The 14,729-nt window shown below is 72.3% G+C and carries 15 protein-coding genes; 3 read left to right on the top strand and 12 right to left on the bottom strand.

The features are described 5' to 3' along the window. Nucleotides 1-30: 30 nt before the first annotated feature. The 3 genes from ACZ6IM_RS07465 to ACZ6IM_RS07455 all read right to left on the bottom strand — a co-directional run bounded on the left by ACZ6IM_RS07465 (nt 31) and on the right by ACZ6IM_RS07455 (nt 3,260). The gene (locus ACZ6IM_RS07465) at nt 31-1,056 is read right to left on the bottom strand and encodes a 6-phosphofructokinase (protein ID WP_052839049.1); all 1,026 of its coding nucleotides are present in this window, start codon (nt 1,054-1,056) and stop codon (nt 31-33) included. Between the two features lie 213 nt (nt 1,057-1,269). Beyond that, nucleotides 1,270-1,998, bottom strand: coding sequence for a type 1 glutamine amidotransferase (locus tag ACZ6IM_RS07460; protein WP_052839050.1), 729 nt, complete (start codon nt 1,996-1,998; stop codon nt 1,270-1,272). 23 nt (nt 1,999-2,021) lie between these two features. Continuing rightward, complete coding sequence (locus ACZ6IM_RS07455) at nt 2,022-3,260, bottom strand: Mur ligase family protein (protein ID WP_052839051.1); 1,239 nt, start codon at nt 3,258-3,260, stop codon at nt 2,022-2,024. A gap of 178 nt (nt 3,261-3,438) precedes the next feature. On the opposite strand from ACZ6IM_RS07455, the gene def reads away from it, so the two are divergent. Next, nucleotides 3,439-3,978, top strand: a complete 540-nt coding sequence (gene def / locus ACZ6IM_RS07450; RefSeq protein ID WP_052839052.1) for a peptide deformylase — start codon at nt 3,439-3,441, stop codon at nt 3,976-3,978. 48 nt (nt 3,979-4,026) lie between these two features. Here the strand turns inward: def and ACZ6IM_RS07445 are convergent, their stop codons facing one another. Further along, entirely contained in the window at nt 4,027-4,683 is a 657-nt protein-coding gene (locus tag ACZ6IM_RS07445; protein ID WP_052839053.1) for a TetR/AcrR family transcriptional regulator, read from the bottom strand. A gap of 170 nt (nt 4,684-4,853) precedes the next feature. On the opposite strand from ACZ6IM_RS07445, the gene ACZ6IM_RS07440 reads away from it, so the two are divergent. Then, nucleotides 4,854-6,080 carry an acyl-CoA dehydrogenase family protein gene (locus tag ACZ6IM_RS07440; RefSeq protein WP_052839054.1) on the top strand — a complete coding sequence of 409 codons (1,227 nt, stop codon included), beginning with the start codon at nt 4,854-4,856 and terminating at the stop codon, nt 6,078-6,080. A gap of 78 nt (nt 6,081-6,158) precedes the next feature. On the opposite strand, the gene ACZ6IM_RS07435 is transcribed toward ACZ6IM_RS07440, so the two are convergent. The 8 genes from ACZ6IM_RS07435 to ACZ6IM_RS07400 all read right to left on the bottom strand — a co-directional run bounded on the left by ACZ6IM_RS07435 (nt 6,159) and on the right by ACZ6IM_RS07400 (nt 14,024). Further along, nucleotides 6,159-6,692 carry a cupin domain-containing protein gene (locus ACZ6IM_RS07435; protein ID WP_469554818.1) on the bottom strand — a complete coding sequence of 178 codons (534 nt, stop codon included), beginning with the start codon at nt 6,690-6,692 and terminating at the stop codon, nt 6,159-6,161. After that, a complete protein-coding gene (locus ACZ6IM_RS07430) occupies nt 6,689-7,888 on the bottom strand; it encodes a cytochrome P450 (protein ID WP_469555256.1) in 1,200 nt (399 codons plus the stop codon). The genes ACZ6IM_RS07435 and ACZ6IM_RS07430 overlap by 4 nt, the downstream gene beginning before the upstream one ends. A gap of 11 nt (nt 7,889-7,899) precedes the next feature. Continuing rightward, nucleotides 7,900-9,117, bottom strand: a complete 1,218-nt coding sequence (locus tag ACZ6IM_RS07425) for a type III polyketide synthase (RefSeq protein ID WP_469554815.1) — start codon at nt 9,115-9,117, stop codon at nt 7,900-7,902. A 79-nt stretch (nt 9,118-9,196) separates the two neighbouring features. Next, nucleotides 9,197-9,433: a DUF6213 family protein gene (locus ACZ6IM_RS07420; protein WP_469554812.1), complete on the bottom strand. Its 237-nt coding sequence runs from the start codon at nt 9,431-9,433 to the stop codon at nt 9,197-9,199. 25 nt (nt 9,434-9,458) lie between these two features. After that, a complete protein-coding gene (locus ACZ6IM_RS07415) occupies nt 9,459-10,844 on the bottom strand; it encodes an NADP-dependent succinic semialdehyde dehydrogenase (RefSeq protein ID WP_052839057.1) in 1,386 nt (461 codons plus the stop codon). 95 nt (nt 10,845-10,939) lie between these two features. Next, nucleotides 10,940-11,401 carry an NUDIX hydrolase gene (locus ACZ6IM_RS07410; RefSeq protein WP_052839058.1) on the bottom strand — a complete coding sequence of 154 codons (462 nt, stop codon included), beginning with the start codon at nt 11,399-11,401 and terminating at the stop codon, nt 10,940-10,942. Continuing rightward, a complete protein-coding gene (locus tag ACZ6IM_RS07405; RefSeq protein WP_469554808.1) occupies nt 11,398-12,936 on the bottom strand; it encodes an ATP-dependent DNA ligase in 1,539 nt (512 codons plus the stop codon). Before ACZ6IM_RS07405 ends, ACZ6IM_RS07410 begins: the two co-directional genes overlap by 4 nt. A gap of 122 nt (nt 12,937-13,058) precedes the next feature. Further along, nucleotides 13,059-14,024, bottom strand: coding sequence for an NAD(P)/FAD-dependent oxidoreductase (locus ACZ6IM_RS07400; protein ID WP_469554806.1), 966 nt, complete (start codon nt 14,022-14,024; stop codon nt 13,059-13,061). Nucleotides 14,025-14,100: 76 nt separating this feature from the next. Here ACZ6IM_RS07400 and ACZ6IM_RS07395 point away from each other — a divergent pair, with 76 nt between their 5' ends. Continuing rightward, nucleotides 14,101-14,676 (top strand): helix-turn-helix domain-containing protein, encoded by a 576-nt coding sequence (locus ACZ6IM_RS07395; protein ID WP_469554803.1) that lies wholly within the window; start codon nt 14,101-14,103, stop codon nt 14,674-14,676. Nucleotides 14,677-14,729: the final 53 nt, after the last annotated feature.

Here is a 14,729-nt window from a genome sequence, read left to right as displayed (position 1 = left end):
ACTACCCGCGGACGGAGTACTGAATCGACCTCAAAGAACGCATTCGGCTTCCGCGTACCGCGCATCCGGCACCGTCTTCAGGGACTCCACCGCCTCGGCGAGCGACACCATCTCGATGTCCGTCCCCCGCAGCGCCGTCATCTTCCCGAACTCCCCGCGGTGCACCGCCTCCACGGCATGCCACCCGAACCGCGTCGCCAGCACCCGGTCGTACGCCGTCGGCGTCCCGCCGCGCTGGACGTGCCCGAGTATCACCGGCCGGGCCTCCTTGCCGAGCCGTTCCTCCAGCTCGATGGAGAGCTGGCGGGCGATCCCGGCGAAGCGCTCGTGGCCGTAGACGTCCTTGCCGCCCTCGTCGAAGTCCATGGTGCCGGTCTTCGGCTTGGCACCCTCCGCGGCCACCACGATCGCGAACCGCTTGCCCGCGGAGAAGCGCTCCCCGACCTTCGCGGCCAGCTCGTCGATGTCGAAGGGCCGCTCCGGGACGACGACGGCGTGCGCGCCGGCCGCCATGCCCGAGTGCAGCGCGATCCAGCCGGTGTGCCGGCCCATGACCTCGACGATCAGCACCCGCTGGTGCGACTCGGCGGTGGTCTTCAGCCGGTCCAGGGCCTCGGTGGCGACGGTCACGGCGGTGTCGAAGCCGAACGTGACGTCGGTGACCGCTATGTCGTTGTCGATGGTCTTCGGCACGCCCACGATCGGCAGGCCGTTGTCGGACAGCAGCCGGGCCGCCTTCAGCGTGCCCTCGCCGCCGATCGGGATGATCGCGTCGAGACCCAGCTCCTCGACATGGCCGCGGGCGCGTTCCACGCCGTCCCTCAGGTGCTCGGGACGGACCCGGGAGGAGCCGAGGATGGTGCCGCCGCGCGCCAGGATGCCGCTGACCGCGTCGAGGTCGAGCTTGAGGTAGTCGCACTCCAGGAGGCCCTTCCAGCCGTCCCGGAAACCGATGACCTCGTCGCCGTGGTCGACGACGGCACGGTGCACGACGGACCGGATGACGGCGTTCAGGCCGGGGCAGTCGCCGCCGGACGTGAGGACACCAATGCGCATAGCCCGAAATACCTTCTCAACGTGGCACGGGTCCGGACCGCGCTGTCCGGCTCGATCCCCGCCACCCTAGCGGTACGAGGGGGCGGCGCCGAACCACGCGTCCGCCTACTGGACGCACCCGCTCACCTGTGCGGATGCGCCATCAGACGGGCTGTCGGGGGTCACGCAGGCTGCTGCGCAACTGTACTCACGCAGGCTGCTGCGCAACTGTACTCACGCAGGCTGCTGCGCAGCCGCGATGCGCTCGTTCCGGAGAGCCTCGTACCACCGGTCGTCGGTCGGCGGCAGCGCGTTCACGTCGAGGGCCAGCTTGAGCAGCAGGTCCGCGATCAGCGGGTTGCGCGCCAGCACCGGGCCGTGCATGTACGTGCCGAAGACCGTGTCGTTGTACGCGCCCTCCGTGCCGTCCCCCGTGCCGTTGCCGTTGCCGAAGCGGACCTGGGCGAGCGGGCGGGCGCCCGGCCCGACGTGGGTGACGCCCTGGTGGTTCTCGAACCCGGTCAGCGGCGGCAGGCCGAGGCGCGGGTCGATGTCGCCGAGCACGTCGCCGACGCACCGCGCGCCCTCGCCGCGGGTGGAGACCACGTCGAGCAGGCCGAGGCCCGGCTCGCGCTGGCCGAGGTCGTTGATGAACTCGTGGCCCAGGATCTGGTAGCCGGCGCAGACCGAGAACACGATCGCGCCGTTCTCCACCGCCCGGTACAGGCCGCCGTCGCGGCGCAGCCGCTCGGCCGCGAGCCGCTGCGGCCGGTCCTCGCCGCCGCCGATGAGGTAGATGTCGCCGGAGGTCGGGATCGGCTGGTCGCTGCGCACGTCGAGCCGGGCCACGTCGAGGCCGCGCTGGCGGGCCCGGCGCTCCACGACGAGGGCGTTGCCCTGGTCGCCGTAGGTGCTGAGCAGGTCCGGGTAGATCCAGACGATCCGCAGTTGGTTGTCGCTCACGAAAATCCCCTGAAGTCTCGCGGTCAGTTGCCGACGCGGCGGCGCAGGTCCTGGAAGGCGGTGTAGTTCGCGATGACCTCGATGCGTCCCGGCGGGCACAGCTGCACCGCCTGGTCGAGGTCCTCGCACACCTGGAACTGCTGGTTCGCGACCTCCAGACGCACCGCGAGGTCCAGCTTCCGGTCGCCGACCACGCAGATCGGGTGGCCGGACAGCCGGGTGTAGTCCACGTCCCACAGCCAGGAGGTGTCGGTGCCGTCGGCGCCGCGCGCGTTCACCGAGAGGATCACCGGGGCCGGCGGCGGGTCGATGAGGGAGAAGGTCTCCAGCCAGCCCGCCGGGTTCTTGGCGAGCAGCAGGCGCAGGTCCCGGCCCTGGAACTGGACCACGTCGTAGCGCCCGGCGACCGCCTGCACCTGGTACATGCGCTCCAGGGCGACCTGCGGCGGCACCCCGAAGACGGCGGCGACGGCGGCCGAGGAGGCGGCGTTCGCCTTGTTGGCGCGGCCCGGTAGCTGGAGGTGGATCGGCCAGGCGGAGCCGTGCGGATCGAGGACGTGGTCGCCGGACAGGGCCCAGCTCGCCGTGGGACGGCGGAAACCGCACTCGCCGCAGAACCAGTCGTCGCCGGGGCGCTGCATCACACCGCCGCAGGACGGGCAGGACCAGGCGTCGTCCTTCCACATCTGCCCCGCGGCGACCCAGATCACGTTGGGGGAGGAGGAGGCGGCCCACACCACCAGCGGGTCGTCGGCGTTGGCGACGACCACGGCCTTCGAGCCGGCCAGGCCCTCGCGCCAGTTCTCGGCGAGCATCCGGGTCTCGGCGGCGCGGTCCAGCTGGTCGCGGGAGAGGTTCAGCAGCGCGATGCACTTCGGGTCGGTGGCCTGGGCGACGCCCACGAGGTACTTCTCGTCGACCTCGATGACGCCGTAACGGGCCTCCGCGCCGCCCGCGAGCGCCGAGGTGATGCCGGCCGGCATGTTGGCGCCGAGGGCGTTGGAGACGACCGGACCGGCCGCCTTGAGGGCCTCGGCGATGAGCCGGGTGGTGGTCGTCTTGCCGTTGGTCGCCGAGACCAGGGTCACGTCCAGGTGCTGGGCGAGCCGGTGCAGGAGGTCGGGGTCGAGTTTCAGCGCGACCCGGCCGCCGATCACCGAACCGCTGCCGCGCCCCGCGGCGCGCGACGCCGCCGCGACCGCCTTGCCCGCGGTCACGGCGATCTTGGCCCGCGGCGTGAGCGGGTCCGAGTTGCCTGCCATCAGTTCTCGATCCTCCTTGCCGTACGCGCCGCGCCTGAAGCCTGTGAAGCCTGACGGCCACGTGGTGTGGACCTCAGCCTATCGAGATCCATTCGCACTCCCGAATCGCGGCACCGGCCACCGGTTCCGGCGGTGGGCGCGCGCCGCCGGGGGACACAGGGACCTTACTCTGGCCGCCATGCGACACGGCTCCATCCCGGGCGCCCACGGGCGCGTCCGTCCCCTCGGCCTCCTCGGCGACCCCGTCCTGCACGCCCGCTGCGCGGAGGTGACGGACTTCGGTCCCCAACTCGCGGCGCTCGTGGAGGACTTGTTCGCGACCATGTACGCCGCCCACGGCGTGGGCCTGGCCGCCAACCAGATCGGCGAGGCGCTGCGCGTCTTCGTGTACGACTGCCCGGACGACGAGGACGAGCGGCACCTCGGGCACGTGGTGAACCCCCGGCTGGTGGAGACCGGCGGGGTGGTGGTGCGGGGCCCGGAGGGCTGTCTGTCGCTGCCGGGTCTGGAGGCGGGGACCGAGCGGCACGACGAGGCGGTGGTGACGGGCTTCACGCTCACCGGTGAGCCGGTCACCGTGCGCGGGACGGGCTTCTTCGCCCGGTGCCTCCAGCACGAGTGCGACCACCTGGAGGGGCGGGTCTACGCCGATCGCCTGACCGGCCGGCGCCACCGGAAGCTGATGCGCCAGGTGGCGCGGGCGTCCTGGCACCGCTGAGCGGCCGCCGCCGGCGACGACGCCCGGGGAGGGCAGTGGTCCGGGCCGTCAGAAGCCCGGGCCGCCCGCCTTGTCGCCGGCCTCGGCGAGGCGGCCCCACAGCAGGTCGGCCAGGGTGCGCACCAACTCCTCCCGGGGGCAGGGCCGTTCGCCCAGCCACCAGTCCCCGGCGGCGTGCATCATGCCGACGATCCCGTGGCCCCACACCCGAGCCAGCTGCTGGGTGCCCGGTCCGACGTCGAGGCGCTCCTCGATGACCTGGGCCAGTTCCTCGCCCATGCGGCGCAGCAGCGGCGCCGAGTGCTTGCCGACGTCGAAGCCCTGCTCCGACTGGTCGCCCGGGCTGCCGGCGCTCTCCGCCGGATGCATCAGGAAGCGGTACACCTGCGGGCGTGCCTCGATGGCCGCCAGGTAGGTGTCCAGGGTGGCCTCGACGCGCTGCCGCCGCTCCGCCGGAGCGTCCAGGGCGGCCCGCAGGGAGGCGAGGAGGGCGTCCGTGTGCCGGACGGCGAGGGCGGCGTAGAGTCCGCCCTTGTCGCCGAAGTGGCGGTAGAGGATCGGCTTGGTGATGCCCGCCTCGGCGGCGATGGCGTTCATCGAGGCGTGCGGACCGTCGCGCAGCACCACCCGGTCGGCGGCCTCGAGCAGCTCGCGCCGTCTGCGGTCGGCGGACGTCTGCTGATCGGGCCGCTGTGTGGTGTTCATGTGCTCTCCCCACCCGTGCTGTTTCGGTGACGCCTGCGCAAACTAACACTCACGGGACGAGGGCCATCGAACGGGAGGGCGAGGGTGCCCCGGGAGTTGACTTTTCTTACCCGTGGGTAACACACTCGGTGTTACCGCAAGTAACATGCACGGGCGTCACTGGAGGGGACATGGCCGAGTTCACCATGGAGCTGAGCGACGAACAGAAGGAGGTCCGGGACTGGCTGCACGGCTTCGCGGCCGACGTCATCCGCCCCGCGGCCGCCGAATGGGACGAGCGCGAGGAGACTCCCTGGCCGGTCATCCAGGAGGCGGCCAAGGTCGGCATCTACTCCCTGGACTTCTACGCCCAGCAGTACTTCGACCCCACCGGCCTCGGCATCCCCATGGCGATGGAGGAGCTGTTCTGGGGCGACGCGGGCATCGCCCTGTCGATCGTCGGCACCGGCCTTGCCGCCGTCGGCGTCCTCGCCAACGGCACCGAGGAGCAGATCGGCACCTGGATCCCGCAGATGTACGGCGACGCCAACGACGTCAAGGTCGCCGCCTTCTGCTCCTCCGAGCCCGACGCGGGCTCCGACGTGGCGTCCATGCGCACCCGTGCCGTCTACGACGAGGCCAAGGACGAGTGGGTCCTCAACGGCACCAAGACCTGGGCGACCAACGGCGGTATCGCCAACGTCCACGTCGTCGTCGCGGTCGTCGACCCGGACCTGGGCTCCAAGGGCCACGCCTCCTTCATCGTCCCGCCGAACACGCCGGGGCTGTCCCAGGGCCAGAAGTTCAAGAAGCACGGCATCCGCGCCTCGCACACCGCCGAGGTCGTGCTCGACGGCGTGCGCGTGCCCGGCTCCTGCCTGCTCGGCGGCAAGGAGAAGCTGGACGCCCGCCTCGCCCGCGCCCGGGAGAAGGCCAAGAAGGGCGGCGAGCGCGTGAAGAACGCGGCGATGGCCACCTTCGAGGCGTCCCGCCCGGCGGTCGGCGCGATGGCGGTCGGCACGGCGCGTGCGGCGTACGAGGTGGCGCTGGAGTACGCGCAGACCCGGGAGCAGTTCGGACGCCCCATCATCGACAACCAGGGCGTCGCCTTCCAGCTCGCCGACATGCGGACGTCCATCGACGCGGCCCGGCTGCTGGTGTGGCGGGCCTCGTGGATGGCGATCAACGGCAAGCCGTTCACGGCGGCCGAGGGCTCGATGTCCAAGCTGTTCGCGAGCGAGACCGCGAAGAAGGTGACCGCCCAGGCGGTCCAGATCCTGGGCGGCAACGGCTACACGCGGGAGTACCCGGTGGAGCGGATGCACCGGGACTCCGCGATCTACACGATCTTCGAGGGGACGAGTGAGATCCAGCGGCTGGTGATCGCGCGGACGCTTGCCGGGATGCCGATTCGGTAGCGCCGTCGGGGCGGGGGTGCGATGCGGGCCTGCCGTCCGCCGTGGCTGGTCGCGCAGTTCCCCTCGCCCCTGGGTGTCTCACCTGTGCCTGAGCGGGGTCAGCTGCTGGATGTCGTACTTGGCTCTGAGGGCCTCGATCGCCTCGTGGTCCGGTGGGCCTCCGTCGCCGAGGATCTCCAGCAGCTCCTCGAAGTAGCGCTCGTGGTCCGGGGGCGGGCTGGCCTGGAAGAACATCTTGGCCGGCTCGCCAGTCGGGTTGGCGAAGGCGTGCGGGCAGCCGGGGGGCACGACGATGACCGTGCCCGGGGTGGCGCGCACCACCCGGTTGCCCGAACTCGACTCCCACTTCTGCCAGCTGTCCGGCGTACGGACCCTCGGCTCGAAGGCGAGCACGTCCAGCTCGCCCTCGAGCACGTAGAACAGCTCCTCGCTGCGGGTGTGCACATGGGCTCCGACGTCGAACCCAGGAGGCACGATCACCTCGAAGGTCGACGCCATGCGCGAGTGCGAACCGGTCACCTTGAAGGTCACGTGCTGGGCCGGCGCCTGCACCACCCTGCCCTGACCCGGCGGCACAAGAAGGCCCTCGGCCGCCGCCACCAGGCCGCTCACCAGGTCACCGGCAGGGCCTCGGGCCCGCGGATCAGCGCACCCTTCTTGAAGGGCACGTCCTCGGGCGCCACCGCGAGCTTCAGCCCCGGCACCCGGTCCAGGACCGCGTCGACGAGCAGCTCCGACTCCAGCCGGGCCAGCATGCCGCCGGGGCAGTAGTGCGGGCCGAAGCCGAAGGACACGTGCGGGTTGGGGGAGCGGTCGAAGTCGATGGTGTCCGGGTCGGGGAAGACCTCCGGGTCGCGGTTGGCGGCCAGGTAGGACACGTAGACCGCGTCTCCCGCGCGGATCCGCACGCCCCTGATGTCCACATCCTCCAGGGCGATCCGGGACAGGCCCACGGCGTTGCGGTGGGGAATCCAGCGCAGCAGCTCGTCGATGGCCCGGGGGCGCATCTCCGGCTCGGAGCGCAGGCGTTCGGCGAGCTCCGGACGGCTCAGCAGCAGGTGGAACATCTGCCCGCTGTTGTTGGTGACCGCCTCGCCGCCGATCTGGAGCAGGACCGCCAGCCCGACGGCCTCCGTCAGCGTGATCTCGTCCCGCCCCACGGCGGCACCCAGCAGTGAGGTGACGTCCTCGCCGGTGCTGTCCGAGCGGAGCCCGATGAGATCCGAGAAGTAGGCGTTCATCTCGTTCTTGGCCCGTTCGCTGACCTCGGCGCCGTGCGAGGAGGACAGGATCAGCTGGGTCCAGGTGTGCATGGCGTGCCGGTCGGCGGCCGGAACGCCCATCAGCTCGCAGATCACCGCGATCGGGAAGGGACTCAGCACCGCCTCGGTGAGGTCGGCGGGCGGACCGGCCCTCAGCATGGCGTCGACCAGCTCGTCCAGCATGCCGCGGGACCGCTCGCGCACGCGCTCCACACCCCGCGCGGTGAAGGCCGCTGCCACCGAGCGGCGCAGCCGGGTGTGATCGGGCGGGTCCAGGAAGCCGACCGCGCCGCGCGCCGGGATGAAGTGCGGGGCCAGCCGGGTGACCTGCCGGTCCATGACGGCCTCGCGGCCGAACCGGGGGTCGTTGGTGACCAGGCGGACGTCGTCGTGGCGGGTCACCAGCCAGGCCCAGCCCTCGCCATTGGGCAGCGAGATCCGGGTGACGGGGCCCTCGCGCATCAACTCGGTCAGCACCGGGTCGAAATCGCTGCCGGGCAGGTCGACGGCCGGCCAGTCCCGGACGGGCGGCACGGGCCGGGACATCGTCTCTTCGCTCACGGCTGCCTCACACTCCGCGTCACACCCCGGGGCTCACCCCGGGTCATGTCCTGCCGCACGCTCCGTCGCGCGTCGGCCGTCTGCCAGCAGCCCAGCGACATCTCGGCGGTGATGCCGGGGCCGAAACCGGCCAGCAGCCCGCGCGCCCCGTCGGCGACGCCGCCCTCGTCGAACAGCCGGCGCAGCGCGTCCAGGACGACGGCGCTGGCGATGTTGCCGTACTCGGTGAGCGTCGCCCGGCTGAACCGGAAGGCGTGCGGCTCCACTTGGAGGAAGGTGCTGAGGTCGTCGAGGATCCGGGGGCCGCCCGCGTGCACGATGTAGAAGTCCAGGTCGGAGGCGTCCCAACCGTGCTCGCCCGCCAGGTCCTTGAGCGCCGGTGCGAGCGGCTCCATGGTGGCCGGCACCCGCTTGTCCAGCAGGAAGTGGAAACCGGTCGCCTTGACGTCGTACATGATCCACTCTTCGGTCTTGGGGATCAGGTACGAGCCGTTGCGCTCCAGGTGCACTCCGGTGCCGCCCTGGCCGCGGACCACCGCGGCGGCGATGCCGTCGCCGAAGAGGCCGTTGCAGAGCAGGGAACCCACACCGAGGTCGGTGGGCTGGTAGCACAGCGAGCAGAACTCGCAGGCCACGATGAGCGCGTTGGCCTCGGGGTAGGCGGTGCAGAAGTCGTGGGCCCGGTTGATCGCCGCGCCGCCGGCCGCACAGCCCAGCTGAGCGATGGGTATCTGGCGCGTGGTGCTGTCGAAGCCCATCTCGTTGATCATCCACGCCGTGAGCGAGGGCATCATGAAGCCCGTGCACGAGACGTAGATGATCACGTCGATGTCGGTGGTGAGCAGGTCCGCGTCGTCCAGGGCCCGCTGGACGACGGCCGGGACGCGGGACTTGGCCTCCCGCTCGTAGACCTTGTTGCGGTCCTCGAAGCCGGGGTGCTCCAGCGTCTCCTCGATGGGCTGCACGATGTGCCGGGTGCGGACCCCGGTGTTCTCTATCAACCGGAGCGCGAGCGGCAGTTGCGGATGGTCGCTGTGACGCCGGCGCGCCAGCTCCAGCGTCTCCTCCATCGTGATCACGTGCTCCGGGACGGACACCGAGGGTCTGCACAAAGTCGCCATGAACCGTGCCTGCTTTCGCCTCGCGGAAGGCTTGCGGCCCCCCGGCCGGAAAGTGGTGCACCTTCTCAGGGGTGCCCGTCCACGATCACTCACCGGTGCGATGATCTCTCGCCGGGTTACTCCGTTTCGGGGACGGCGGGACCGCGGGACAGCGGGACGGCAGGCAGGGACGTCAGGAGGAACGGCCGCTGCTGTGGGCGATGCACGCCACGTCGATCCGGTCGGCGAGCTTGGCCAGCTCGATGGTGAGGGCCGCGACGGTGTCCTCGTCCAGGCTCCCCTCGCCGGTCTCCACCAACCGCAGCCACCGTCCGCCGACCGTGCGCAGCAGCTTGCTCACGTCGGACGCGGCGACCTGGAGCGTGCCGCGGTCGTCGACGATCAGAGGCAGGGTCACTTCGCGGTTCACAATGGGGATCGTAGTCGCGGAAGGCTCACGCTCCGTGCCATACGGTGGTGATGTTGCAGAACTCGCGGATTCCGTGCCCGGACAGCTCACGCCCGTACCCCGACCGCTTGACCCCGCCGAACGGGAAGGCCGGGTGGGAGGCCGTCATCCCGTTGACGTACACGCCGCCCGCCTCCAGGTCCCGGACGAAGCGGTCCACGTCCGCGTCGTCGCGCGTCCACACGTTCGAACTGAGTCCGAAGTCGGTGTCGTTGGCGATCAGCACCGCCTCGTCCAGGTCGGCCGCCCGGTAGAGCGTGGCGACCGGGCCGAAGGCCTCCTCGCGGTGGATGCGCAGCTCGCGGGTGACGTCCGCCAGGACGGTCGGCGGGTAGTACCAGCCCGGCCCGTCCGGGCGTTCGCCGCCGCACAGCACCGTCGCGCCGCCGCGCACCGCGTCGTCGACCAGCTCCACCAGGTCGTTCAGCCCCTGCTCGCTGGAGAGCGGGCCGACGTCGGTCCCCTCGTCCATCGGATCGCCGACCTTCAGCGCCCGCATCCCCTCGGTGAAGCGCTCGGCGAAGGCGTCGTACACGTCCGTGTGCACGATGAACCGCTTGGCGGCGATGCACGACTGGCCGGCGTTCTGCGTGCGCGCGGTCACCGCCACCTCGGCGGCCCGCTCGACGTCGGCGGACGGCATGACGACGAACGGGTCGCTGCCGCCCAGCTCCAGCACGGTCTTCTTGATCATCTCCCCGGCGGTGGAGGCCACCGCGCGGCCCGCGGGCTCGCTGCCGGTGAGGGTGGCGGCCCGCACCCGCTCGTCGCGCAGGATGTCGTCGACCTGGGCGGAACCGATGAGCAGGGTCTGGAAGCAGCCCTCGGGGAAGCCCGCCCGGTGGAACAGGTCCTCCAGGTACAGGGCGGTCTGCGGCACGTTCGAGGCGTGCTTGAGCAGCCCGACGTTGCCCGCCATCAGCGCGGGCGCCGCGAACCTGATCACCTGCCAGAGCGGGAAGTTCCACGGCATCACCGCGAGCACCGGGCCGAGCGGCCGGTAGCGGACCAGCGCCCGGGAGGCACCGGAGTCCTTCACGTCGGCCTCGGCGGGCTCCTCGTCGGCCAGCAGTTCCGCCGCGTGGTCGGCGTACCAGCGCATCGCCTTGGCGCACTTGGCCGCCTCGGCGCGGGCCTGCTTCACCGGCTTGCCCATCTCCGTGGTGATGACCTTCCCGATCTCCTTCTGATCGGCCTCCAGGAGGTCGGCGGCCCGGCGCATCAGCCCGGCCCGCTCGTAGAACCCCGTGGTCCGGTAGGTGCGGAAGGTGGCCTCCGCGAGCTCGATCCGGCGCTCGATCTCCTCCTCGCCCATGGCCTCGTACGTCCTGAGCGTCTCGCCGTTCGCCGGGTTCACCGTCGCGATGGGCATGGCCGACCTCCCTGGGTGCGTTCGTGCTCCGACCTTGGCGCGCGGCCCGGGGTGCCGCAACGCGGACGGGTCGCGTCGTTCCTCGTGGCGTCTTGTCAGTGCGAGTGCTCAGCCAGCCGGTCGAGAAACGCGGACTGCGCCTTCACGATCACCTCGCGGGCCCGGTCCAGCCCGAACCACGCCACCCGGTCCAGCTCGGGGAACTCCTCGGTCCGCCCCGATCTCGGCGGCCACTCCATGCGGAAGGTGCCGGGGACGACCGTGGCCGGATCGAGGTCGGCCGCCACGGCCCAGACCGTGACGACCTTCCCGCCCGCCTGCCGCACCTCGCCGAGCGGGACCGTCTCGCCCCCGGGCGGAGGCAGCCCCAGCTCCTCCTCGAACTCGCGCCGGGCCGCCTCCCACGCGGGCTCCGCCGGGTCGTACTCGCCCTTGGGGACCGTCCACGCGCCCGTGTCCCGGCGCACGTAGAAGGGGCCGCCCATGTGGCCGAGGAGCACCTCCAGCTCCCCGCCCGGCCCGCGCCGGTGCAGCAGCAGGCCCGCGCTGCGCCTCACGGGGCCACCCCGGGGTGGGCGGCGAGCAGGGTGTCCACGGTGTCCGCGTCCTCGGGGCGCTTGTCCTCGCGGTAGCGGACCACGCGGGCGAAGCGGAGGGTGACGCCGGCCGGATAGCGGGTGGAGCGCTGCAGGCCGTCGTAGGCGATCTCGACGACGAGTTCGGGCCGTACGGTCACGCCCCAGCCGTGCTCCTCGACGGCCAGCTCCCTCAGGCGCCCGGTCTGCCAGGCCAGCAGGGCGTCGGTCATGCCCTTGAAGGTCTTGCCGAGCATCGCGAAGGAGCCGTCGGCGGTGCGGGCGCCCAGGTGCAGGTTGGAGAGCTTGCCGGTGCGGCGGCCGTGGCCCCACTCGGCGGCCAGCACCACCAGGTCGAGCGTGTGGACGGGCTTGACCTTCAGCCAGGACGCGCCGCGCCGTCCCGCGCTGTACGTGGCGTCGAGCCCCTTGACGACGACGCCCTCGTGCCCGCGCTCCAGGGTCCGGGCGAGGAACTCCTCCGCCTCCCCGGTGTCCTCGGGGCCCGGCACCAGCGTGCGCCGTACCCGCAGGGGCTCGGGGACCAGCCGGGCCAGCTCCGCGTGCCGTTCGGTCAGCGGCAGGTCGAGCAGGTCGCGGCCGTCGACGGACAGCGCGTCGAAGAACACCGCCGAGACGGGGACCGCCCGCGCCGCCGTGGCCACGTCGGTACGGGAGCCCACCCGTCCGGCGGTCTCCTGGAAGGAGCGGGGACGCCCGTCCGCGTCCAGCGAGATGGCCTCGCCGTCCAGGATGAACCGCTCGCCCGGCAGCGCCAGGGCCGCCTCGGTGACCTCGGGGAGCCGGTCGGTGATGTCGTCCAGGGTGCGGGTGTAGACCCGTACGGTGCCGCCGTCCCGGTGCACCTGGACGCGGATGCCGTCCAGCTTCTCCTCCACGGCCGCGGCGCCCAGCTTGCCGACCGCCTCGGCGACCGAGGACGCGCTGTGCGCCAGCATCGGCAGCACGGGCCGGCCGACGGTGAGCCGGAACCGGTCCAGGGCGCCGGGACCGTCCGCCAGCAGGGCCTGCGCCACCGTCTGGAGCGAACCCGCGAGCATCACCGCGCGCCGTACGTCCGCCGGGGGAGCGTCCGTCGCCGCGGCCAGGCCCTCGACGGCGGCCGCGTCCAGGGCGCCCTGGCGGACCTCCCCGGTGAGCAGCCCGGTCAGGAAGCGCTGCTCGTCCTCCGTGGCCGCGCCCATCAGCTCGCCGACCAGCCGGGCCCGCTCGGCCTGCGAACCGGCGCCGGAGACCGCGCCGAGCCGGGTGAGCCGGGCGTCCACGTCCCGCACGGTCAGCGCCGGGGTATCGGCCGGCGGGACCGGGCGGCTCAGCACCTTCCAGCCGACGCCGATCCGGCCCTGCGGGAGCCGTCCGGCCAGATACGGGATGACGACCGGCACGTCTGCCGCCTCCGCCTCGCGGAACAGCTCCGCGAGCAGGACGGTCTTGCGGGACCGCGCCGACGTGGCGGCGACCTCCCGGGACACCTGGGCCAACCGGGCAAGCAGCATGCAGTCATGGTGCACCGGGGAAGGCTGGCGCACACCCCGCGGCTCCCGCGCGATCCCGCCGGCGCCGCGTCACCGGCGTCGCGCCACCGGCGTGCGCCCTCTCCGGGTGCCCGGGGCGGCCCTCACCCGGCGATGGCCGCGTCCAGCCCCGACATGATCAGGTCGCCGACGATCGCCGCCGCGGCACGGTAGCCGCCGCTCGCCGCGTGGACGACCTGCTCGCCGAAGCCCATCGCGTTGCCGGCCGTCCACACGCCCGGCACGCTGGTCCGGCCCGTCGGGTCCACCACGGGGTAGGCGCCGAACGGCGTCTCCTGCAACTCCGCCCCCAGCCGCTCCATCAGACCGGTCTGCGGGACCGCCTTCGGGGCGACGAACACCACCGTGCGGTCGTGCGCCGTGCCGTCCGCCAGCCGCACCCCGGTGAGCCGGTCGTCCTCGACCCGCAGGGCGGCGACCTCGCCGGGCACCACCTTGACCCCGGCCGCGGCCAGCCGCCGCAGGTCGTCGTCGGACAGTTCCCGCTCGGCGACCGTGTGCAGGAAGAGCGTCACGTCGTCCGACCAGCCGGACACCATGAGGGCCTGGTGCACGCTCAGCGGGCTGGTGGCCAGGACGCCGAAGCGTTCGTCCCGCACCTCCCAGCCGTGGCAGAACGGGCAGTGCAGCACGTCCCGGCCGTACCGCTCGGCGACCCCGGGCACGGCCGGCAGCTCGTCCCTGAGCCCGGTGGTGACGATCAGCCGGCGGGCGCGCACGGTCCGTCCGCCGGCCAGCCGTACCGCGAAGTCCTCGTCCCGACAGACGTCCACGGCGCGGTCGCGGACCAGCTCCACTCCGTAGCGCGCGATCTCCTCCCGGCCCAGCGCCAGGAACTCGGCCGGGGACATGCCGTCCCGGGTCAGGTAGCCCTGCATGTGGTCCGAGGGCGCGTTGCGCGGCTCACCGGCGTCGACCACCAGGGTGCGCAGCCGCGAGCGGCCCAGGACCAGCGCGGCGGACAGCCCCGCCGCGCCGCCGCCGACCACCACCACGTCGTACGTGCCGGTCAGGTCCCCGTCCTGGGTGACGTCCTTGTTCTGGGTCATGGTGACCACCTCCACCCCGAAGGTCGCGCAGCACCACGGGATTGACAAACGGGTTTGCCGGAACTGCAATAAACGCATGACGACCGCAGACGATGTCCTCGCCGGTGTCGGGCCGAGGCTCCGCCAGGTGCGCAAGGAACGCGAGGTGACCCTGGCGGCGCTGTCCGAGTCGACCGGCATCTCGGTGAGCACGCTGTCGCGGCTGGAGTCGGGCCTGCGCAAGCCGAGCCTCGAACTGCTGCTGCCGATCGCCCAGGTCCACCAGGTGCCGCTGGACGAGCTGGTCGGCGCCCCGCGGGTCGACGACCCCCGGGTGCGCGCCGAGCCCATCGTGCGACACGGCCGCACCCACTGGCCGCTCACCCGCCAGGCGGGCGGCCTCCAGGCGTTCAAGGTGCTCCAGCCGCAGCGCAGTGAGGAGCCGGACCCGCGCACCCACGAGGGGTACGAGTGGATCTACGTGCTCTCCGGCCGGCTGCGGCTCGTGCTGGGCGAGCACGACGTGGTGCTGTCGGCGGGGGAGGCCGCCGAGTTCGACACCCGGGTGCCGCACTGGTTCGGGTCGACGGGGGAGGGGCCGGCCGAGTTCCTCAGCCTCTTCGGCCCGCAGGGCGAGCGGATGCACGTACGGGCGCGGCCCAGCCGTTCCTGAAGGCCGTGACGCACGACTGCGCGAAAGCTGTTCCCCGAAGGGCAAGCGACCGC

It is taken from the genome of Streptomyces sp. NPDC042336 (assembly GCF_055581985.1).
This window is presented reverse-complemented; position numbering and strand designations above follow the sequence as displayed.

Coding starts and splice junctions, on each gene's coding strand:
- ACZ6IM_RS07400 (WP_469554806.1), bottom strand. CDS start 14,024: ATGACCCAGAACAAGGACGTCACCCAGGACGGGGACCTGACCGGCACG.
- def (WP_052839052.1), top strand. CDS start 3,439: ATGCGACACGGCTCCATCCCGGGCGCCCACGGGCGCGTCCGTCCCCTC.
- ACZ6IM_RS07465 (WP_052839049.1), bottom strand. CDS start 1,056: ATGCGCATTGGTGTCCTCACGTCCGGCGGCGACTGCCCCGGCCTGAAC.
- ACZ6IM_RS07405 (WP_469554808.1), bottom strand. CDS start 12,936: ATGCTGCTTGCCCGGTTGGCCCAGGTGTCCCGGGAGGTCGCCGCCACG.
- ACZ6IM_RS07445 (WP_052839053.1), bottom strand. CDS start 4,683: ATGAACACCACACAGCGGCCCGATCAGCAGACGTCCGCCGACCGCAGA.
- ACZ6IM_RS07440 (WP_052839054.1), top strand. CDS start 4,854: ATGGCCGAGTTCACCATGGAGCTGAGCGACGAACAGAAGGAGGTCCGG.
- ACZ6IM_RS07415 (WP_052839057.1), bottom strand. CDS start 10,844: ATGCCCATCGCGACGGTGAACCCGGCGAACGGCGAGACGCTCAGGACG.
- ACZ6IM_RS07430 (WP_469555256.1), bottom strand. CDS start 7,888: ATGTCCCGGCCCGTGCCGCCCGTCCGGGACTGGCCGGCCGTCGACCTG.
- ACZ6IM_RS07455 (WP_052839051.1), bottom strand. CDS start 3,260: ATGGCAGGCAACTCGGACCCGCTCACGCCGCGGGCCAAGATCGCCGTG.
- ACZ6IM_RS07395 (WP_469554803.1), top strand. CDS start 14,101: ATGACGACCGCAGACGATGTCCTCGCCGGTGTCGGGCCGAGGCTCCGC.